The sequence below is a fragment of the Streptomyces sp. NPDC048523 genome (assembly GCF_043199815.1).
GTDB lineage: Bacteria > Actinomycetota > Actinomycetes > Streptomycetales > Streptomycetaceae > Streptomyces.
The window spans coordinates 1,946,715-1,965,478 of the sequence record NZ_JBICWQ010000001.1 but is presented as its reverse complement, the minus strand read 5'-3'; the positions used below and the strand labels follow the sequence as shown (position 1 = coordinate 1,965,478).

General features: G+C 70.1%; 15 protein-coding genes and 2 pseudogenes. 8 read left to right on the top strand and 9 right to left on the bottom strand.

Annotated elements, in window-relative coordinates:
* The first annotated feature begins 41 nt into the window (after positions 1 to 41).
* Entirely contained in the window at positions 42 to 491 is a 450-nt protein-coding gene (locus ACGFWE_RS08825; RefSeq protein WP_393598820.1) for a hypothetical protein, read from the top strand.
* A 63-nt stretch (positions 492 to 554) separates the two neighbouring features.
* Here ACGFWE_RS08825 and ACGFWE_RS08820 read toward each other — a convergent pair whose 3' ends face one another.
* Positions 555 to 2,237 (bottom strand): rhamnogalacturonan lyase B N-terminal domain-containing protein, encoded by a 1,683-nt coding sequence (locus ACGFWE_RS08820; RefSeq protein WP_393598818.1) that lies wholly within the window; start codon positions 2,235 to 2,237, stop codon positions 555 to 557.
* Between the two features lie 193 nt (positions 2,238 to 2,430).
* On the opposite strand from ACGFWE_RS08820, the gene ACGFWE_RS08815 reads away from it, so the two are divergent.
* Positions 2,431 to 3,471, top strand: coding sequence for a rhamnogalacturonan acetylesterase (locus tag ACGFWE_RS08815; protein ID WP_352381779.1), 1,041 nt, complete (start codon positions 2,431 to 2,433; stop codon positions 3,469 to 3,471).
* Positions 3,472 to 3,555: 84 nt separating this feature from the next.
* Positions 3,556 to 5,283, top strand: coding sequence for a DUF2264 domain-containing protein (locus ACGFWE_RS08810; RefSeq protein WP_393598816.1), 1,728 nt, complete (start codon positions 3,556 to 3,558; stop codon positions 5,281 to 5,283).
* A 285-nt stretch (positions 5,284 to 5,568) separates the two neighbouring features.
* Here the strand turns inward: ACGFWE_RS08810 and ACGFWE_RS08805 are convergent, their stop codons facing one another.
* Entirely contained in the window at positions 5,569 to 6,258 is a 690-nt protein-coding gene (locus ACGFWE_RS08805) for a DUF402 domain-containing protein (protein ID WP_393598814.1), read from the bottom strand.
* A gap of 48 nt (positions 6,259 to 6,306) precedes the next feature.
* The gene (locus tag ACGFWE_RS08800) at positions 6,307 to 6,789 is read right to left on the bottom strand and encodes a TetR family transcriptional regulator (protein WP_393598812.1); all 483 of its coding nucleotides are present in this window, start codon (positions 6,787 to 6,789) and stop codon (positions 6,307 to 6,309) included.
* A gap of 455 nt (positions 6,790 to 7,244) precedes the next feature.
* Here ACGFWE_RS08800 and ACGFWE_RS08795 point away from each other — a divergent pair, with 455 nt between their 5' ends.
* Positions 7,245 to 7,523: a GlsB/YeaQ/YmgE family stress response membrane protein gene (locus ACGFWE_RS08795; RefSeq protein WP_352381772.1), complete on the top strand. Its 279-nt coding sequence runs from the start codon at positions 7,245 to 7,247 to the stop codon at positions 7,521 to 7,523.
* A gap of 393 nt (positions 7,524 to 7,916) precedes the next feature.
* Here ACGFWE_RS08795 and ACGFWE_RS08790 read toward each other — a convergent pair whose 3' ends face one another.
* Positions 7,917 to 8,708, bottom strand: coding sequence for an alpha/beta fold hydrolase (locus ACGFWE_RS08790; RefSeq protein ID WP_393598810.1), 792 nt, complete (start codon positions 8,706 to 8,708; stop codon positions 7,917 to 7,919).
* A complete protein-coding gene (locus ACGFWE_RS08785; RefSeq protein WP_393598808.1) occupies positions 8,701 to 9,288 on the bottom strand; it encodes a TetR/AcrR family transcriptional regulator in 588 nt (195 codons plus the stop codon). The genes ACGFWE_RS08790 and ACGFWE_RS08785 overlap by 8 nt, the downstream gene beginning before the upstream one ends.
* A 109-nt stretch (positions 9,289 to 9,397) precedes the next feature.
* Here ACGFWE_RS08785 and ACGFWE_RS08780 point away from each other — a divergent pair, with 109 nt between their 5' ends.
* Positions 9,398 to 9,931: a hypothetical protein gene (locus ACGFWE_RS08780; protein ID WP_352381766.1), complete on the top strand. Its 534-nt coding sequence runs from the start codon at positions 9,398 to 9,400 to the stop codon at positions 9,929 to 9,931.
* 12 nt (positions 9,932 to 9,943) lie between these two features.
* Here the strand turns inward: ACGFWE_RS08780 and ACGFWE_RS08775 are convergent, their stop codons facing one another.
* A complete protein-coding gene (locus ACGFWE_RS08775; RefSeq protein WP_393598806.1) occupies positions 9,944 to 10,132 on the bottom strand; it encodes a DUF397 domain-containing protein in 189 nt (62 codons plus the stop codon).
* Positions 10,129 to 10,980, bottom strand: a complete 852-nt coding sequence (locus tag ACGFWE_RS08770) for a Scr1 family TA system antitoxin-like transcriptional regulator (protein ID WP_393598804.1) — start codon at positions 10,978 to 10,980, stop codon at positions 10,129 to 10,131. The genes ACGFWE_RS08775 and ACGFWE_RS08770 overlap by 4 nt, the downstream gene beginning before the upstream one ends.
* Positions 10,981 to 11,132: 152 nt before the next feature.
* Between ACGFWE_RS08770 and ACGFWE_RS08765 the strand changes: the two genes are divergently transcribed.
* Positions 11,133 to 11,573, top strand: coding sequence for an ATP-binding protein (locus tag ACGFWE_RS08765; RefSeq protein WP_393598980.1), 441 nt, complete (start codon positions 11,133 to 11,135; stop codon positions 11,571 to 11,573).
* A gap of 12 nt (positions 11,574 to 11,585) precedes the next feature.
* On the opposite strand, the pseudogene ACGFWE_RS08760 reads toward ACGFWE_RS08765, so the two are convergent.
* Positions 11,586 to 15,263: pseudogene (locus ACGFWE_RS08760) on the bottom strand (helix-turn-helix domain-containing protein); the annotation flags it as partial.
* A gap of 128 nt (positions 15,264 to 15,391) precedes the next feature.
* Here ACGFWE_RS08760 and ACGFWE_RS08755 point away from each other — a divergent pair.
* Together ACGFWE_RS08755 and ACGFWE_RS08750 are read left to right on the top strand one after the other, a co-directional pair.
* A pseudogene (locus ACGFWE_RS08755) lies at positions 15,392 to 16,660 on the top strand (acyltransferase family protein).
* A 33-nt stretch (positions 16,661 to 16,693) separates the two neighbouring features.
* Positions 16,694 to 17,944: an MFS transporter gene (locus ACGFWE_RS08750; RefSeq protein WP_393598802.1), complete on the top strand. Its 1,251-nt coding sequence runs from the start codon at positions 16,694 to 16,696 to the stop codon at positions 17,942 to 17,944.
* 19 nt (positions 17,945 to 17,963) lie between these two features.
* Here the strand turns inward: ACGFWE_RS08750 and ACGFWE_RS08745 are convergent, their stop codons facing one another.
* Complete coding sequence (locus tag ACGFWE_RS08745) at positions 17,964 to 18,764, bottom strand: ABC-2 family transporter protein (RefSeq protein ID WP_352381763.1); 801 nt, start codon at positions 18,762 to 18,764, stop codon at positions 17,964 to 17,966.

Sequence of the window (18,764 nt, the reverse complement as noted above, 5' to 3'; positions counted from 1 at the left end):
GGCGCTCACGTGCAGCAACGATCGCGGCTCGCGTCGGCACGGTGACAACCGGCGTGACCCTCGTGCTCGGTATCACCGCCGGTACGGCACTGGCGGGCGATGCGGTGCAGTGGAGCGGCGACTTCAGCTGGGCCTCGACGGCGATGAAGAGACTGGCGAACTGCTCCTCGACCCATTACTACAACGGCACGCAGCAGGCCGCGGGCTCGACGGGCGACGACTCGACCGGGTCCAAGCTCACCGCCTGCAACGGCGCCGCGTCCGACTCCTATTGGGACAGCGCACATCTCCTCGCCGCCGACACCCAGAACATCAACGCCCGACGCGTCGGCTACCGCTCGGACCAGAGCTGCCCGCCCAAGCGCGGCTCCCAGTACATCAAGTGCTACTACGTCAATGCCAAGTCCAAGGGCAACCCGGTCATGACCGTCTCCATCATCGATTCCGGCAACGGCGGCGAGGACGTGGCCGTGGACTGGTACTACCTGTAACCCCGGCCCGCGGGAACGGTGGCCCGGCGCGTCGAGCGTCGGGCCACCGTGCCGACCAGGACGTCAGGACAGGAGGTCGATCGCGTCGATCGAGGTGCCCGCACTGAGGAAGGACGTCGACCCCGAACCGCTCGCCACGTAGATCTTCAGCGTGTTGTAGGCGCTGGTGTCCGTCAGCCAGGCGGACGCCGGCACGTTGTAGGTGAACGTGTAGTTGTTGCCCCGGTACGAGCCCACGGTCAGCGACCGGGTGCTCGGCTGGGTGGGCGGGGAGGGGACGGCGGAGGTCCAGGTGTCGTTGACGACGACCTGCGGGCGGCCGTTGGCGTAGGCCGTCGTCACGCCGATGCGCAGGGTGTGTGCGGCGGCGGCCTGGGCGGCCGTCAGCTTGAAGTAGACGATGATCCCGCTGTTGACGTCCTTCCAGAGATAGCAGGGGAAGGACGAGGTCTCGGTGCCGCTGCCGACGATGACGTTCCCGGTCCAGGACGAGGCGCGGCTGTCGGACGGATGGGCGTACGTCATCAGGTCGGCGTTCTTGAAGCCGCTGGGCGTGCCGTTCCAGTCGTTGATGCGCCAGATCGCGCTCGCGTTGCTCGGATCGTTCGAGGACGGGATCGCGAGGGAGTTGAGGGTGGTCGTGCCGCCCGCGCTGACACTCACCGAGCTGGTGTAGACGGCGAGTTCACCCTTGAAGACGGTCAGCGTGTACGTTCCCGGCAGCACGCCCCCGATGGAGAAGTAGCCGTCCGACGACCGTGCCGAACCCCAGTACTGGGCGGCCGAGTTGGCGAGTCCGACCGTGTAGGGGTACGCCGTGTTCCGGCCGGTGATGCCGACGCCCGCGACCTTGCCCCGGCCGCCGGCGGGGACGTAGCCGGAGATGCCGAGCGAGTCCGCCCACGAGGTGGTGAGGGTCCCCGGGTGCAGCGCGGAGGAGGGGGCGCCGCCGTCGGTGAAGGCGATGACGTAGGGGCCCTGGAGGCCGAAGCGCTGGGCCTCCGTCTGGTTCTCGCCGTAGTAGAGGATCTCGTACAGGCCACCGCCGTCCGCGCTCTGGTGGCGCAGCAGGGAGCGGTAGAACGGGCCGCCGGAGGCCTTCTCGTGGTTGGAGCGCACGATGTACAGGCCGACGCTGCCGGTGGTCCAGCCGACGTAGTTGTAGTCGATGACCCGCGCCTTGGCGTAGTGCTTGGAGCGGGTCTGGCCGTCGGACTTCGCGAAGACGTCCTGGGCCTCGATGGTGGTGGGCGCGTAGGTGTACGAGTCGGGCTCGTCGTTGAGGAACTTGCCCGCGTTGACGCGCAGGATGTAGCGGGTCGCCGAGACCGAGTCGTCGGCCTTGTTGGTCCACAGGTAGACGTTGTTCTCACCGCTGCGGGCCGCGTAGTAGTGCTTCAGCGTTCCGTAGGCGACCGAGATCAGGATCGTCGTGCCGGACTGCTTGATGCTCACGGTGGAGGTGCCGAGGCCGGACTCGATGTGCGAGTTCTTGCCGCCGTAGCCCTGGTACTGCGTGCCCTTGTAGACCAGCGAGGTCAGGTCGCCGTTGGTCTTGCTGACCTTGAAGACGAGGTTCGCGCCGGTGTCGACGACGTAGTTGGAGCCGTCGTCGCTCCAGCCGAAGGTGGCGGCGGACGCGCTCTGGGCGAGCGGCCCGGCGAGCGCGGCGGTCCCTGCGGCGGCCGCGGTACCGAGAACGAAGGTGCGGCGTCCGACCGGTCGATGCACGGGGGATTCGGACATGGGGGTGCCTCCTTCGAGACATGTGGGGGTGGTGCGGGTGCTTTGGAGAGTGACAGTTGAATCGATTTCGCGAAAGGGCTTTCGCCTCCTGGAGGTTGGCGATTTTGTGAAATCGGTTCGAGGTCTAGAAAGCGCTTGCAGATGGCGGTACGGTCCGGCGCCAGGTGTTGTCCCCCTGACGGAGGAACCGCGAATGAGACGTTTCAACCTGGCCCTGCTGGCGGCGGTGGCGCTGGCCTCGGGCCTGACGGCCGTACCGGCGCAGGCGCACACCGGACGTGCACTGGGCCTGGAGAACTGCACCGCGACCGGCTGCCACTTCGACGTCCCGCCGGGCACGTACGACGTGAAGGTCCTCCTGGGCGGCGATGCGGAGTCGCACACCGCGATCAGCGGCGAGACCCGGCGTTCGCTCCTCCCGGAGACGGCGGCCGCGGCCGGTGAGCGGGTCTCGCGCAGCTTCACCGTGAACGTGCGCACCCCGGAGGGCGAGCCGACCGGACCCGACGGCACACCGGGCCTGGACCTCGTGCTGGGCGGCTCGGCCCCCGCACTCGCCGGCATCAAGGTCACCCCCGCCCGGCACGCCCGCCAGATCTTCCTGGTCGGCGACTCCACGGTCTGCGACCAGCCCGGCGACCCCTACTCCGGCTGGGGGCAGCAACTGCCCCAGTACCTGCGCAAGGGCGTGTCCGTGGCCAACTACGCCGACTCCGGCGAGAGTACGGTGACGTACCTGTCCGAGCCGCGCCTGTGGGCCACGGTCCAGCCGCTGATCCGCCACGGCGACCTCGTCCTCATCCAGCTCGCCCACAACGACAAGACGACCGACGAGGCGACGTACCGGGCGAACCTGGAGACTCTGGTCGCGGGTGTGAGGGAGAAAGGCGGGAACCCTGTCCTCGTGACGCCCATCGTGCGACGCTGGTTCAACTCGGACGGCACGCTGAACAACGGGACGGCCCTGCTGGTCAACGGCCTCGGGGTGGACCATCCCGCGGTGATCCGCTCGGTGGCCGCAGCAGAGGACGTCCCGCTGATCGACCTGACGGCGAAGACGAAGACGCTGGTGGAGTCCTTGGGAGTGGAGGGCTCGAAGGCGATCTACCTCTACAACGAGAAAAGGGACAACACCCACACCTCGGTACACGGAGCCACCGTGTACGCGGGCCTGGTCCGCGACGAACTGCTCGCACAGGGACTGGTGCCCAAGGGGGCTGTGAGGGTGGGATAGACGCCTGGGGCGTCCCGACCGGAACCGGGGCGCCCCAGGTCTGTGATGCGAGCCGCGAGCCTGTGAGTGGAAGAAAGAGAACTGATGCAGTTGCCGCCCGAGGACCGCACCCTCAGTCCGCACACCGGCTACACGCGCGCCCATTGGGAGGCCGCGGCCGATGCCCTGCTCGCCTCGGTGGAGCCGTACGCCACCGAGGACCGCGCCCTCTACCACCTCCCCGGTGACCGGCAGAGCTGGTCCGGCCGCCTCTCCGACGGACTGGAGGGCTACGCCCGTACGCTCCTGCTGGCGGCCTTCCGCCAGGACGGGCCCGCACTCGAGCGGTACGCGGACGGGCTCGCCGCCGGAGTCTCGGGAGTCTGGCCCCGGATCGAGGACCGCAGCCAGCCGTTGGTGGAGGCGGCGTCGATCGCGTTCGCGCTGCGGATCACGAAGCCGCTGCTCTGGGACCGACTGGACGAGGCCGTACGGCAGCGGGCCGCGGCCTGGCTCGGCGACGCGCTCACCGCCGAGGCCTGGCCCTGCAACTGGGAGCTGTTCCCGGTCACGGTCGCCGGCTTCCTGGCATCGGTGGGCCACGAGCCGGAGGCCTCCCGCAAGGCGATCGACCGCGGCCTGGAGCGCATCGAGCAGTGGTACGTCGGCGAGGGCTGGTACACGGACGGCGACGGCCGCAAGTTCGACTACTACAACGGCTGGGCCATGCACCTCTACCCGGTGCTGCACGCGTGGCTGGCCCAGGACGACGGGTTGATGGACCTGTACGGCGGCCGCCTCTCCCGCCATCTGGGCGACTACGCCCGCCTGTTCGGCGCAGACGGCGCCCCGATGCACCAGGGCCGCTCCCTGACGTACCGCTTCGCGACCACCGTCCCGCTGTGGCTGGGCGCGCTGACGGGCCACACCCCGCTGTCCCCGGGCGAGACCCGGCGACTGGCCTCCGGGGCCCTCAAGTACTTCCTGGACCGAGGCGCGGTGGACTCCCGCGGCCTGCTCACCCTCGGCTGGCACGGCCCCAACGCCGGGGTTCTGCAAGGCTATTCGGGTCCGGCATCGCCGTACTGGGCGAGCAAGGGCTTCCTCGGCCTGCTCCTCCCGGCGGACCACGAGGTGTGGACGGCGGTGGAGGAACCGGGTCCGGCGGAGCGCTCCGACGCGCTCACCCCGATTGCCGCCCCCAACTGGCTCCTGCAGTCCACGAGTTCCGACGGCGTGGTCCGCCTCCACAACCACGGCAGCGAGGACGTCCGCTACGACCCGTACTACACCCGCCTCGCCTACTCCACGGTGACGGAGCCCTCGGCGACGTACGACAACAGCCTGATCCTGGGCGGCGATCCGAGCCGTACGGAGATCGAGCCGCTGGGGGTGGGGGAGGGGTGGGCGGCCTCGCGGCACCAGGCGGCCGGAGGTACGCAGGTCTCCAGCGTCGTGCTCGCCCAGGGAGCGGTGGAGGTACGCGCCTTCCTCGTGGCCGGGGCCGAGCCCGGGACGCCGGTGCGGGTGACGGGGTGGGCCCCGCGGGACGGTGTCCGCGCCGAACTGCTGCCCGCCGTGGGCCTCGACGAGGAGTTGGGCGCGGTGACGGGGGAGGGCGACACGCTGTTCGTCGCCCTGGCCCGACTCACCGGCGACGCGGACGCGGTGCCGTTGGAGGAGACGGTGACTGTACGGGCCGTAGGGGCCGGTGAGTTGACGGTGGTGTGGAGCGGCGGCCCAGAGGTGCGGGTTCGTCTGAACGGCTCCGGAGTGGAGATCACCGCCGGGGGGGGGCTGAGCCGTCACGGGCGGTATGAGGATCATGAGTGACGGAGCCGAACTGGTCGACCGGGTGACATCACTGACGAGATGATCCAGGCCATGGACACGGCCAAGCGCCAGGGACTGCAGAAGGACTTGCGTGCCCTGGCCGCCGACATCCGTCCGATGCCGAAGGCCGGTATGACGGTGCGGAGCCCGGGTGACGGGCCGGCGTCGAGTGGACACTGCTGTGGATCGAGAACACGGCCAGCCGGCTGATCGAAGGCCGGCCGTAGGTCACGGCGTCCAGCGGGCTGAAGGTCAGGGTGTGTCGCCGGAGTAGTGGAAGCGGGTTCAGCCGCCCTCCGGTGCAATCCTCTCCGCGGCCACGGTGGGCCGGGTCAGGCGCGGCGTAGGCCAGGCCGGTTCCCACGACCAGGCCGCCCACCGCTCCGCGTGCGCGAAGACACCGGCACGGTCGGCGAGCATCGCCAGCACCTGGGCGCGGGCGTCGTCGACGGCCTGGTGCTCGGTGTCGGAGACGATGCCGAGGCGGCGCACGTGCGCGTACTCGTCTTCGTCCTTCCACTCCCAGCCGGTGAGGTCGGGGTGGATGAGCAGGTCCACGGTGAGATCGAAGGTGTCGAACCCGGCCTCGGTACGGCGGGTGGGGTGCTCGAAGTTGACGTACCAGTTCCGCAGTCGCCGCCCGGCGCCGTCGGGGACGAAGAAGGCGTTGATGCTGAACCAGGTCGCCGGAGGCTTCCACAGCAGCAGGTCGGTCTCCTGCCACACCGCGTCCGCGAGTTCCCACCGGCCGGTCGCCATCGCCTCGAACGCCTCCGTGCGCACCGAGCGGTCCCCGTCGTCGCGGGCCTTCGCGTACAGGGCGGGCCAGCGGGCCTCCGCCCCGGGCGCACAGGCGGTCACCAGCGCCTCGTCGATGTCCGCGAGAACCCGCAGCGCCTGCTCGCTCCACACCCGGCCCGAGCGGTGCACGTCGCGCCGTACGACCGTCTCGCCCGTCTCGAAACTTCGCACCACGTCACCTCCACCGGCCACGGTCGGGATGTCCGGCCGGGCTTGCCCACTTCAGCGCGCCCCGGCCGGAGTGGGCAAGCCACCGTCCGGGGCAGCTTGCCCAGGGGTCCCCTCGGGCGTTCCCACTGTGCTGAGGTCAAGCGCGGGGGTGATCATCGCGAAAGCCTGGTCGACCAGCTCGTCCATGGCCTTGGCGCCGTCGCTGTCCACCCAGCGGCGCAGCGCGGTCTGGAACGCGGTGAGGGCGACGCCGACGGCGAGGGCGGGGCGCAGGTCGGCGTCGGGATCCGCTCCGGTGCGTCGGGCGAGGATGTCGGCCATCTCGGCCTGGCACTGCGACTGCCGCTCCAGGAAGCGGGCCAGCAGGGCCGGCGTGTTCAGGATCAGCCTGCTCACGTGCAGCGGTTTGTCCGGATCGGCGTCGCACAGGGAGGTGAACACGGACAGTGCGTGGCGCAGCGCCGGCGCGGGTGGCTCGTCGTCAGGGCGGGCGCGCAGTTCCGCGCACATCTGCGCGCCGGCTCCCGCGAGCATGTGTACGACGACGTCTTCCTTGGACTGGAAGTAGCGGGAGAAGGGTTTCGGAACCTCCGCCCGCACCTCAAGTGCCCGGCCCGTGCACCGAATCCCTCAACGCCCGGACCAGGTAGGCCGCTTGGCTCCAAGAACCGCCGCCCCACGACTCTCTGTGACGTCGGGAAAACGACCAGGCGACCCGAGAGCATCATCGAGCGCGACGGCCTCGGAGGTTACAAGACAAGCTCAGTGTGGTCAGCAGAGCATCGCGGCGATGAGACGGATGGGAGTGGTCGGGTCATGGCGCGTGCGATCCGGACCGGTCCGTTCTCATCACGGCTCCTCCCCTCCCGGGCCCACTCCTCTGGATCACGCGCCGGCACGACCGGGTTTGGGAGAAGACGTTTGTTCGGGCGCGATCGGTGCACACGATGATCTGACACAACCTTTATACGACGAAGCGGAGAGGCACCATGGGCATCATCGCGTGGATCTTCATCGGCCTGCTCGCCGGCGCCATCGCCAAGGCGCTGATGCCGGGCAAGGACCCCGGCGGCATCATCATCACCATGCTCATCGGGATCGTCGGCGGTCTGCTCGGCGGCTGGCTCGGCAAGGTCATTTTCGGCGTCGACTCCATCGACGGGTTCTTCGAACTCTCCACCTGGATCGCCGCGATCGCCGGCTCCGTCATCCTGCTCGCCCTCTACCGCCTCGTCACCGGCAACCGGCATTCGCACCGCCACGCATGACCCGCTGAAGGCATAACGCCTCGGGACACACCTGGACGGCTCCCTTCCCTGTTCGCGGGACGGGAGCCGTCAGCATGTGCGGCCAGGCCTCTCAGTGCCCCCGGCCGCCGGCCCGTCGGCCGGGGTCGATCGCATTGGCCCAGGCCCAAGCCCTGTTTGAGCTCGCGGTAGTCGTGCTCGATGCGCCACCGCATCTTCGCCCAGCGCACCAGATCGGCGATGGGGGTGGTGGCGGGCAGGTTGCGAGGGGTGTCGCGAGCCGCGCCGTGAACGGGGCCTCGGGGGTTGTCGGCGTCGCGCGATGTGTGTCTTGCGGAAGTCATACCCTCAGGTCGCCGCAGAGGGTGCGAACGTTGCCGCCGATCTTGCGGTGCTTGGCCCGCTGCCGTGCCGTCAGGACCTGTCGCCGTCCCCGAGCAGCGTCCGCGTGAGCCGTTCGGCGAAGTCCACCGGGTGCTGGAGGATGCCGAGGTGACCGCCGGGAAACTCGACGAAGTCGGCCTGTTGCGCCTTCGCGAGGAACTCAGCGGTTCGGTAAAGGAGTTGACCACGAGAGTCGGTGCCCGCGGCGACGGTGAGGCGGGTCTGCGAGGGGCCCGCGTCGGGGACGTACGACGTGAAGGGCCGAAGGACATGGGCGAGTTGGAGTGCCATCGGGCTCGACAACTCCTCCTCACGGCTGAGGGGTTGGCCCTCAGGGAGCTCCCCCGCCGCCCGATCCTCCAGAACGGCGGTCATCAGGGCGCCCGCCGCCGCGAGCCCCTTGGCCCGGTAGACGTCACAGACCTCCCCGAACGCGGCCTGCTGCCGTGCTCCGTCCGGCAACACCCCGACGCACGGCGGTTCGTGTGCGACGACGTGCCGCAGCCGCTCCGAGTGCCGGGCGGCCAGATCGAGCGCGGCGATGGCCCCGGCGCTGGTGCCGAGGACGTACGCCGACTCGCTCTCCGGAAGCGTCTCGTCCAGCACGCGCCGCGCCCCGTCGCTCCAGTCCTGGACCCGCTGGTCCTGGACGGGTTCGCCGAGGCGGCCGTGGGCGAGGCCGAGGTGGTCGTAGGTGACGACGGTGAAGTGCCCGGAGAGCGACTCCGTCATCGGGCCGAGGCCCATCGGGTGTCCGGCGCCGCCGGGAAGCAGGAGCAGTAAGGGGCCGTGGCCGGTGATGTCGTAGTGCGGGTCAGTCATCGGTGTTCTCCTCTTGGGGCCAGTTCTCGAGTGTCACGTGCAGGGCGTCGACCGCCCTGTCCCAGGACTTCTGTACGTCGCGGGGCGCGCCGAATCCGCCCGTCGACTCCAGGGCGCAGTAACCATGGAAGGTGGCGCGCAACAGGCGTACCGCGTCGGTGAGATCGGGTTCGGCGAGGCCGTAGGCACGGAGCATGCCGTAGGTGATCTCGGCGGTGCGCCGGAGCGCGGGGGTGCCGGCGATGAGCGACTGGTCGATCCGGATCTGGGTGGCCGCGTACCGTCCCGGCCGCTCCAGCGCGTACGCCCGGTAGGCGCCGGCGAAGGCGGTCAGCGCGTCCTTGCCGGCCCGCCCCGCGACCGCGACGGCGATCCGGTCGATCAACTCACCACCGGCGAGCAGGGCCACCCGGGTGCGCAGGTCCTGAAGGTTCCTGACATGCGCGTACAGGCTCGCGTCCTTCACGCCGAAGCGCTTGGCGAGGGCGGCCAGGGTGACGTTCTCGAAGCCGACCTCGTCGGCGAGGTCGGCGGCGGCCTCGGTGAGGCGGTCGGCGGTGAGGCCTACTCGGGGGCTCATGGCAGCAGATTACCTAGGACCCCTAGGTAATTGCCAAGGGTTTTCCGAAAGCCTGGTGAGGATCGAGCGTCAAGCGCCAAATGCCCTGCCAGGACAGTAGGTTCACGTCATGAGTGATGACGAGGAGTACCTGGACAAGAGCCCGGCCGCCGCGCGGATGGGGAAGGCCGCCGAGTACCTGGTCGCGGCTTCCTCGATTCTCGCCACGGGCGGGGAGCTGAACGTCTCCACCTCGCTCGTGGACGACGAGGGCGTGGACCTCGTCTTCCACCGGCGCGGCGGCACCGTGACCCTGGCCGTGCAGGTGAAGGCCAGGATGTCCACAGGAGTCCAGGTCCGGCAGGGCAGGCTGATGGCCTTCGTCCGCTCGCAGACGTTCCAGCCGCGTTCCGACCTCGACATGCTCTTCGTCGCCGTGGACGTGGAACGGGGGGCGATCATGACCGCATGGCTGGTACCCAGCCTCGAGTTCGCCGAGATGGTGCCCGAGCCGAACAGCAAGGGACGCTTCCGGTTCTCCGCGTCCATGAAGCCGGCTTCCATGGACCGCTGGACCCCGTTCCGGCTGGAGGCGGCCGAACTGCCCCGCCGCATCCTCGCTCGACTCGCCGAGTTGGAGGAAGCACCCGCCCCCAGCCTGTAACGGCTGCCGAGGTCAGCTCCGCGAGGCGAAGGCGACGAACTCCGACCAGGTGACGGGGGAGAGGGCGAGTTGGGGACCGGTGGTGTTCTTGGAGTCGCGGACGTGGACGGTGGTGGGGGCGGCGGCCACTTCGATGCAGTCGCCGGAGTCGTCGCCGCTGTAGCTGCTCTTGAACCAGGCCAGTTCAGTCGTGGTCATCATGCTCCTCGCATCCGCTCCAACAGGCTCCGGGAGTCCTCAGGAGTCAGAGCCTGTGAGCGAAGTTTCGCATAGCGCATGTGGAGCATGCTGATCGCTTGCGGCTTGACGATGAACTGGCTGTTCTCCTGGCCTTCGCAGTAGGCGAACCACTCGTTCTCCGGTGTCTCCAGTAGCCGGATGGGCCCGTTCAGACCGGGGTGATAGCCGCGTGACAGTGGCATCACCTGGAACTCGACGTTGCGCGGCTCGGTGGCTTCCAGCAGGTGCTCGATCTGCTCGCGCTTGGCCTCCTCCCCGCCGGTCGGTCGCCGTAGGACATGCTCCTCGACGATGAAACTGAACGACGTGTTGGGCCGCTCCCCGAGTAGCGACTGGCGTGCCAGCCGAGCCGTGAGCTGGGCCTCGATCTCCGAGTCGGTGAGCACGGGCACCCGCTCGCTGAACAACGTCCGCGCGTACCGCTCCGTCTGCAACAGCCCCGGAACCAACCGGTTCTCGAAGGTGTACAGACTGATCGCCACCTCCTCCAACTCGGCCCATTGCCGGAACCACGAGGCCAGCCCCTTCTCCCGCGTCGCGTGCCTGTACACCCCCTTGAGCACGCCGAACGCGTCCAGGATCTCCTCCGCCCGGTCGACGAACCGGCGTTGGGGGAAACGGCGGCCCTGTTCGATCGACGCGACCGTGGACGGCTGATAGCCCACCAGCGGGGCGTACTCCTCCTGTGTGTGTCCGGCCCTCCTGCGGAAGGCCTTGTGCGCCTCGCCGAACGCCTTCAGGCTGTCGGACGGTTCGGGTTCGTTCGCGCTCTTCTCGACACCGATGGTCTCGATGGTGCTGTCGGTCATACGGGTAACTCCCGGGTGCTCTGGTGCCTACCCCGCCAGATCACCCATGGTCACGGACCGTCACGGCCACTGTCCACTCCGTGACTCGTACAACCCGTAGCGTACGAGTTTCGTGCCTGGCCGACACCCTTCCCGCCCGGGACGGTTGGGGCATGCACGCAGAGACCGATCTCCAACCTCCCGTCGTCATCGGCACGTTCACCCAGCTCTTCGCCTGCACCCCGCCCGGTGCCCGGCGGGCCCGGCGGCTCGTCGCCAACCGGATGGACGTCTGGGGGTACGCCCACGGCGGCGAACCGAACGAGGACGTCACGCTCGTCGTCGCCGAGCTGGCCGCGAACGCCGTACGGCACGGCCGGGTGAGGGGGCGAGGGTTCCGCGTACGGCTGCTGCTGCGCGAGGAGTCGCTGCGGGTGGAGGTGAGCGACGCGAGGGTGGACCGGCTGCCGGTGCCGGAGCGGGAGGCGGACGAGGGAGGGCGGGGACTGCTCCTCGTCGAGGCGCTGGCGGAGAAGTGGGGTGTCGAACTCCGGCCGGGCGGGGCGTACAAGACCGTTTGGGCGGAGGTCCGAGTGGGAGCGTGCGGCGGCTGACTCCTCCTGTCGCGCGGCTTGCCGACAGCCGGTTCCCGTGGACTGGTCGTGCAGGTAGCGGGTCCGTTGTGGAGGGGTGAGGTCGGTGTCGACGGCCGCGCAGATGTCGCGGATCGCGCGGGCCGGGTCGGGCAGGTCGACGCTCCACAGGCCGACGGAGCCGTCCGCGCTGACGGCCAGAGTGCGGCCGTCGGGGCTGAACGCCACCACTTCGGGTGAGCGCGTCGGCAGGGTGAGTCTGTTCTGGCTGGTGGCGAGGTCCCACAACTGGACGCCTCTCGCCACGCTAGCGGCCAGGGTGCGCGCATCGGGGCTGAAGGCCAGCGACGTCACTGCACCGCCGACAGAGAAGCTGTTCCGGAGCCGGCCGGTGCGCGTGTCCCACATCATCACTGATCCGCGACTGCCGCTCACGGTGGCCAGGGTGCGCCCGTCCGGGCTGAACGTGAAGGCCCACAGGAACTGGGTGCTCAGCTTGATGGTGCGCCGGGTGCGTCCCGTCGCGGCGTCGAACAGCCTGACCTGGTCGCCGTCGGCCTCGGTGCCCACTGCCGCGAGTGAGCGGCCGTCCGGGGTGAACGCCATCCTCCGGCTGCCGGGCTGCGCCGCGGTGTGCCGTACGCCGGTGGAGAGGTTCAAGAGGTGTACCGCCCCCTGCCGGCCGACGACGGCGAGCCGTGTCCCGTCGGGACTGAAGACCGCCGTGCCGCCGGCTCCCAGGGCCCGGCTCAGGCGAAGTCGGCCCGTGGCGACATCCCGGACCTCGATCACCCCCTTCCTGACGGACCTGGCAGCCAGGACACGGCCGGTCGGATCGAAGCCCACGGCACCGAGGCGACTGACGGAGAAGGACGGCTGCTTTCGTCTAAAAGCCGGGCCCGTGTCGAGCGTCAGGGAGGCTTCGCGATCGCCTGTCCCGGCGTCCCAGAGTTGTACCTCCCCACGGCCGACCGGCCCTTGGCGGACCGTGGCCACCGCGTGTCCGTCCGGGCTGAAGACCATGTCGTCGACGGAGGTGTCGGCGGAGCCGGGCAGAGTGGTCTGCGAGAGATCGGCGGGCAGGCGGTGGACACGGATCTCGGGGTCCCCGTTGTTGCTGGTGACCAGGGTTCGGCCGTCCGCACCGAGGGCCACTTGCATGGTTCCACGTCCTTGGTGCCCGGCGGTCGCGGTGGCCCGCGCCACCCCGGAGGCGGTGTCCCACAGTCGCACCGTGTCGTCGAGGCGCGGGACGGCGATCGTCCGCCCGTCGGGGGCGAAGGCCAGCTCGCTCATCCCGACGGGAACGTCCTTCAAGGTGTGCTGGACGATCCCGGTGGCCACCTCCCGCAGTTGCACCGCACCGTCGACGCGGATCGCGTACGTCCGTCCGTCAGGGCTGAAAGCCACGGCCCTGCCGTCGACTTGGCCGCCGAGGACGGTGCGGGTACGGCCGGTGGTCACGTCCCACACCCGCACGAGTCCGTCGAGGCCCACTGCTGCGACGGTCCGTCCGTCAGAGCCGAAGGCGACCGCCTCCGGGTAGGGGTGCCCGGTGAATCCGCGCCGCTTGCGGCCGGTGGCCATGTCCCACACCCGTACGGTCGTCGAGGAGGCGGCGGCCACGGTACGACTGTCAGGGCTGAAGGCGATCCCGCGTATCGCACCGCCGGGGATGGTGAGGGTTCCGAGCTGCTTGCCGGTGACCGGATCCCACCTGCGGATGACGCCACCGGTGGCTATGGCGAGGGTGCGTCCGTCGGGGCTGAACGCCGAGACTTCGCCGCTTTCGGCGGGGCCGGTGAACGTGTGTCGGAGCCGGCCTCCTGGCAGATCCCAGATCCGTACTGTGCCGTCCCTGGTCTGGTCGGCGACGGTGCGCCCGTCCGGGCTGAGGGCGAGGGAATCCACCGGTTCGGTGCCGCCGACCAGGCGCTTGCGCAGCGGTAGTGCCGCGGCGGCGTACAGGGCAGCGGTGGCCTCGCGAGTCGGGCTGGTCCGGTAGGCGTGGACGGCAAGCAGGGCCGCGAGGTCGGGGTCGGAGTCCAGCAACGCACCGGATTGGGCGGCAAGTTGCCGGGACTGGGCCAGCTGCTGGGCCGATACTGCACTCTGCCACTGCCCCACTGCGAGGCCGGCGGCCACGAGGGCGAGGCACAGGGCCGCGGTGACGGCGGTGAGCACCAGCCGGGACCGGCGACGGCCTTTCTGCTCGTGGTCGCGGCCGGCGTCGAGGTAGGCGCGCTCCAGGTCGGTCAGGTCCTCGCGCGGTGCGCCGCCGAAGTGTTCCTGGGCGGCGGCCAGCCGGCTTCCCCGGTACAACGCGCCCACCTCACGGCCGAGTTCCTGCCAGGCGTGGGCCGCTTCGGTCAGGTTCCGGTGCGCCCGTAGGCGTTCGCGGTCCTCCTCGATCCACCCGCGCAGCCGGGGCCAGGCCGTGAGCAGTGCCTCGTGGGCGATCTCGACCGTGTCGCCGTCCAGGGTGAGCAGCCGCGCTCCGGCGAGGGCCTCCACCACCCGGCCGGTGTCGCCGAGTTCCGCGCGCTCGACGGGACGACGCGTGTCGGGCGTGCCGTCACCGGGGGCGACCATGCGCAACAGCACCCGGCGGGCCGCGGTCGCCTGGTCCTCGGTGAACCGGCCGTAGACCTCCTCGGCGGTCTTGGCGATCGCGCCGTCCAGGCATCCCGCCGCCTCGTACCCCGCCATGGTCAGGGTCTTGCCGCGGCGGCGGCGCCAGGTCTCCAGCAGCGCGTGGGACAGCAGGGGCAGGCCGCCCGGCGCGTCGGCGATCTCTTCGACGAGCCGGGCGGTGAGGGCGCGTTCCACGGTCAGTCCTGCGGCCGTGGCCGGCTTGACCACGGCGTCGCGCAGTTCCGTCCGGCTCATCGCTCCGGTCAGGAGGTTGGCGTCGCGCAGCGCGTCGGCCAGCTCACGGTGCTCGGCGCAGCGGCCGTAGAAGTCGCCGCGCACCGCCAGCAGCACCCGCAGACGGCTCTCGGGCCGGCGGGCCGTCAGCAGCAGATCGATGAAGCGGGCGCGCTCGGCCGTGTCGTGGCAGAGGGTGAAGACCTCCTCGAACTGGTCGACGATCACGAACGTGTCCGCCCCGGCGTCGCCGTCGCGGGGAATCGCGGGTGTGAGGAGCGGTGCGTGGCTGCGGGCGGGGTGTTCGCCCGGTGTCAGAATCCGGATCGCGGCCGGGCGCGGGCCCGGCTCCTGAGCGCGCCGGAGGACGGGTATCAGGCCGGCCCGCAGCAGGGAGGACTTGCCGCTTCCGGAAGGGCCGAAGACCGCGGCGAACCGTCGGCGGCCCAGCAAATCGACGAGGTCCGCCGTGAGCTGTTCCCGGCCGAAGAACAGGTCGCTGTCCCCGGTCTCGAACCGTGCGAGACCCCGGTACGGCGCGAGTGCTCCGGCGTCGCCGCGAGAACCGTGACCGGCGCACTCCTCCACCGCCGCCTTCCAGCGGGCCTCCCATTCCGCCGGGTCCGCACCGCAGGCCCCTGCATAGGCCAGCACCACCGGAAGCGTCGGCAACTGCTCGCCGGCCGCGGCCTGCGACAGCGTGGTCACCGAATAGCCCGCCCGCTGCGCGAGCGACCGGTAGGTGATCCCGTCCGCCCCCAGCCTCAGCTTGCGCAACTCGAACGCGAACCGCTGCACCGGACCCGCCGCCGGATCCAACGGCACCTCACGACGCCCCGCCACACCTTCACCCCGTTCAATGTTCGGCCGCCAGAACGGTACTGCCGAACAATGCACCGGCCGGTGAACTCGGTGATCAGAGCACCCCGACCGGGGCCTGCCTGCCTGATCGAAGAGGACTCCGCGCACGCATGAATCCCCAACCCCTCGTCCCCGCTCCGGCGAAGCTGGCATGGCTGGACGCGTTGCGCGGTATCGCCGCACTCGTCGTCGTCCTCGACCACTCCTCGTACACCTTCATGGCGGACTTCCGGCGGGAGTTGATGCCGCAGTTCAGCACCAGCCGCTACGGCATCATGGTGTTCTTCCTCGTGAGCGGCTACATCATCCCCGCGTCACTGGAACGCCGGGGCTGCGTCCGGACGTTCTGGATCGGGCGGATCTTCCGTGTCTACCCGCTGTGGGCTGTGGTCGTCACCGTGCTCCTCGCCGCCAACCTGCTGGGGGTTGCGGAGCTGCGTGACTTCGGCCGGCAGAGCACCGTCATCGTGGTGATCGCCCACGCCACGATGCTGCAGGAGTTACTGGGAACGCCCAATGTCCTGCTGGTCCTGTGGACGCTCTCCTACGAGATGTCCTTCTACTTGCTGGTCGTCGCCCTGTTCACGGTGCGGCTCCACCGGCAGTCCGCGGCGATCGCGGTCACCCTGGCAGTGCTCTCCGCGGCGAGCGTGACGGCTGGTGTGGTGCTGCCCGCCTCCGCCTTGTCAGGCCAGGTCGGCACGGCCCCTCTGATCGTGTGCGCTTCGATCACCATGGTGCTCGCCATCTGCTGCGCGAGCGCCAGGTCGCCCGTGTTCCGGGGGTTAGGGGGTGTGCTGGGCGGCGTCCTGGCGCTCGTCCTGGTCCCCTTCAACGGCACGGTCCCGCTGTGGGAAGGTCTGGTGATCCTCGCCGTGATGTTCCTCGGCACCGCCGTCCACCGTGCCGAGAACGGTCAGAGCACGTGGGGACGTACGGCCGGCGCCGCTGTCCTGGTGGTCGTCTGTGCCGTGGGGAGCGCGTATTGGTCCGGCACCGACGACCACTTCGCGCGGCGCGGCTGGATCGTCGCGTTTCTGCTGGCTGTGCTCACCTTCGGCGTCGGACTGGCGTCGCGCGGTCGACGCGTACCGCCGATGCTGACCGGACTGGGAACGATCAGCTACTCGGTCTATCTGGTGCATCCGGTCCTGCTGGCGGTGATCGACGGCACGATCGGCTGACGACGGCAGGACAGTCTCGTACTCGAAGTGGCCTTCTTCGCCGGGCTGTTGCCCCTGTGCCTGCTGACCCACCGTGGCATCGAAGCACCGGGCCAGGCTTGGGGCCGAAGGTTGGCGGACCGTGTGCGGGGTGGACGGCGGCAGCCGACTTCCGTCGGCCGAAAGTCGTTTCCGTGCCGGCGTCGGCGACCCTAAGGTTGCCAGGTCGTCCGGGACCGGGGGAGGGGCATGGCGCACGAGGCTCAGCGGGACGGCACGGCCGACAAGTCCCCGCCATCGCGGGCTTCTTCTCCTCCGCTGTGGCGGCAACGCGACTTCGCCGTCTTCTGGGCCGCCCAGACCCTCTCCGTCCTCGGTGACTCCTTCGCCCTGATCGCGCTGCCGCTGCTCGTGCTGGAGGCCACCGGCTCCCTCGCCCGGATGGGACAGCTGACGGCGGTCGGCGGGGCCGCCTCGGTTGTCGCCGCCGTGTTCGCGGGCGTGGTGGTGGACCGGGTCGACCGGCGGCGGCTGCTCATCGGCTGCGACCTCGTGCGCATGGTGCTGTACGGCGTGATTCCGCTGGTGTGGCTGTCCGGGCCGCGGGTCTGGCTGCTGTACGCGGTGCTGCCGGTGTGCGAGGCGGTCGGCATGCTGTTCGCCGTCGGGTACGTCACCGTCGTACGGAGTCTCGTCGGGACCGGGCAACTGACCGAGGCCAACGGGCGGTTGAACGCGACGGCCGCCGCGGCCGGAGTGCTGGGACCGGTGTGCGCGGGAGTGGTGGCGGCCTGGACCGGCCCCGCCACCGCGGTCGGCGTGGACGCGGCGAGTTTCGGGGTGTCGGCGCTGTGCACGCTCTTCGTGCGGTTCCGCCCACGCCCCGCCGAGACTCCCGAACGCACCGGCCTGTGGCGGGACCTGCGGACCGGAGTGGCCTTCCTGCGTGGCCATCGCGTCCTGCGTACGCTCACCGCGCTGCTGTTCGTGTTCAGCTTCCTCACCTTCGGCCTGAACGACCTGATCATCTACCACCTCAAGTACGACCTGGGCCACGGCGACGACACGGTCGGCACCGTCATGGCCGTCGGCGCGCTCGGAACGATCACCGGCGCCCTGCTGGTGGCCCGGGTCCGCCGCCGGCTCGGCTTCGGCGTGACCTGGACGGTCGCGGTCGCGGTGTGCGGGCTCGCCTTCGCCGGCATGGGCTGGGCGCGGGACGTGCCCGTCGTCGCGGCCCTGAGCGCCGCCTTCCTGGCCTGTGTCGCCGTGGCGGGCACCTGCTCCATGTCCCTGCGCCAGGAGATCACCCCGGAACCCCTCCTGGGCAGGGTCACCGCCGCCTTCTGGACCCTGCACTACTCAGCGGCCCCGATCGGCGCGGCCGTCCTGACCTGGGCGGCGGAACGTCAGGGGACCGCGCCGGTGGGCCTGATGGCGGGCACCGCGTGCGTACTCGTGGCGGGCGCGGCGCTCCTCACACCGGTCCGACGTGCCTGAGACCGCGGCACCACCGGCGTCACCCATTGACCCCCGCGTAATGCCGAAGACTCCACCCCCACAGCACCCGCGACCCCAGATACGCCACCACGCCCAGCAGCGGTGACACCGCCGCCAGCCAGTACGGGGCGCCGGTGTCGTGGCCGTGGCCGGTCAGGACCGCCGCCGGGAAGTAGGCGACGAAGGCCAGGGGGAGGCCGTAGGTGAGGAGACCGCCGACCGCCTTCGGGAGGACGTTCAGGGGGTAGCTGCCGAAGGTGCCGAGGAGCTCCTCCAGCCAGCGGCTCCAGTAGTCCGCAGCCGGGAAGCGCAGTGCCGCGCAGGTGATCGCCGTGAAGAGGGCCGCCTCCAGGAACATGCCGCCGATGACCGCCGCGATCAGGTAGGAGACCCGGCCCGGCGTCCAATCGAGCTGGCTGCGGCTGAGCGCACCGACCATCAGGCCCACCGCGACCGTCAGGTCGCCGATCGCGTTGGTGGGGAAGAAGGCCAGCTGGAGCTGGCGGTACACCGGCATCGGGCGGGTCAGGTAGATGTCGATCCTGCCCTCCTGGATCTGCCGGCCCGCGCCGTGCACCCGGCCCAGCAGCAGGACGAACAGCCCGTGCGCGAGCATCCTCGTCGCCGGGATCAGCAGGACCTCCGAGCTGTCCCAGCCGCCCATCCCGGTGAACCGGGTCAGCAGCACGGTGGCGAACACGATCACCGACACCTGCCAGATCGCGCCGATCGCGATCATCAGCAGGAACTCCGTGCGGTACTCCAGCTGCGCACGGAAGTTGAGACGCGTGACGCGCCAGGCGATCCGCATGCCGTTCAC

Bases quoted from the DNA above. Each gene is read 5' to 3' on its own strand.
- ACGFWE_RS08820 (WP_393598818.1), bottom strand. From the start codon at position 2,237: ATGTCCGAATCCCCCGTGCATCGACCGGTCGGACGCCGCACCTTCGTT.
- ACGFWE_RS08815 (WP_352381779.1), top strand. From the start codon at position 2,431: ATGAGACGTTTCAACCTGGCCCTGCTGGCGGCGGTGGCGCTGGCCTCG.
- ACGFWE_RS08810 (WP_393598816.1), top strand. From the start codon at position 3,556: ATGCAGTTGCCGCCCGAGGACCGCACCCTCAGTCCGCACACCGGCTAC.
- ACGFWE_RS08800 (WP_393598812.1), bottom strand. From the start codon at position 6,789: ATGCTCGCGGGAGCCGGCGCGCAGATGTGCGCGGAACTGCGCGCCCGC.
- ACGFWE_RS08795 (WP_352381772.1), top strand. From the start codon at position 7,245: ATGGGCATCATCGCGTGGATCTTCATCGGCCTGCTCGCCGGCGCCATC.
- ACGFWE_RS08790 (WP_393598810.1), bottom strand. From the start codon at position 8,708: ATGACTGACCCGCACTACGACATCACCGGCCACGGCCCCTTACTGCTC.
- ACGFWE_RS08785 (WP_393598808.1), bottom strand. From the start codon at position 9,288: ATGAGCCCCCGAGTAGGCCTCACCGCCGACCGCCTCACCGAGGCCGCC.
- ACGFWE_RS08780 (WP_352381766.1), top strand. From the start codon at position 9,398: ATGAGTGATGACGAGGAGTACCTGGACAAGAGCCCGGCCGCCGCGCGG.
- ACGFWE_RS08775 (WP_393598806.1), bottom strand. From the start codon at position 10,132: ATGATGACCACGACTGAACTGGCCTGGTTCAAGAGCAGCTACAGCGGC.
- ACGFWE_RS08770 (WP_393598804.1), bottom strand. From the start codon at position 10,980: ATGACCGACAGCACCATCGAGACCATCGGTGTCGAGAAGAGCGCGAAC.
- ACGFWE_RS08765 (WP_393598980.1), top strand. From the start codon at position 11,133: ATGCACGCAGAGACCGATCTCCAACCTCCCGTCGTCATCGGCACGTTC.
- ACGFWE_RS08750 (WP_393598802.1), top strand. From the start codon at position 16,694: ATGGCGCACGAGGCTCAGCGGGACGGCACGGCCGACAAGTCCCCGCCA.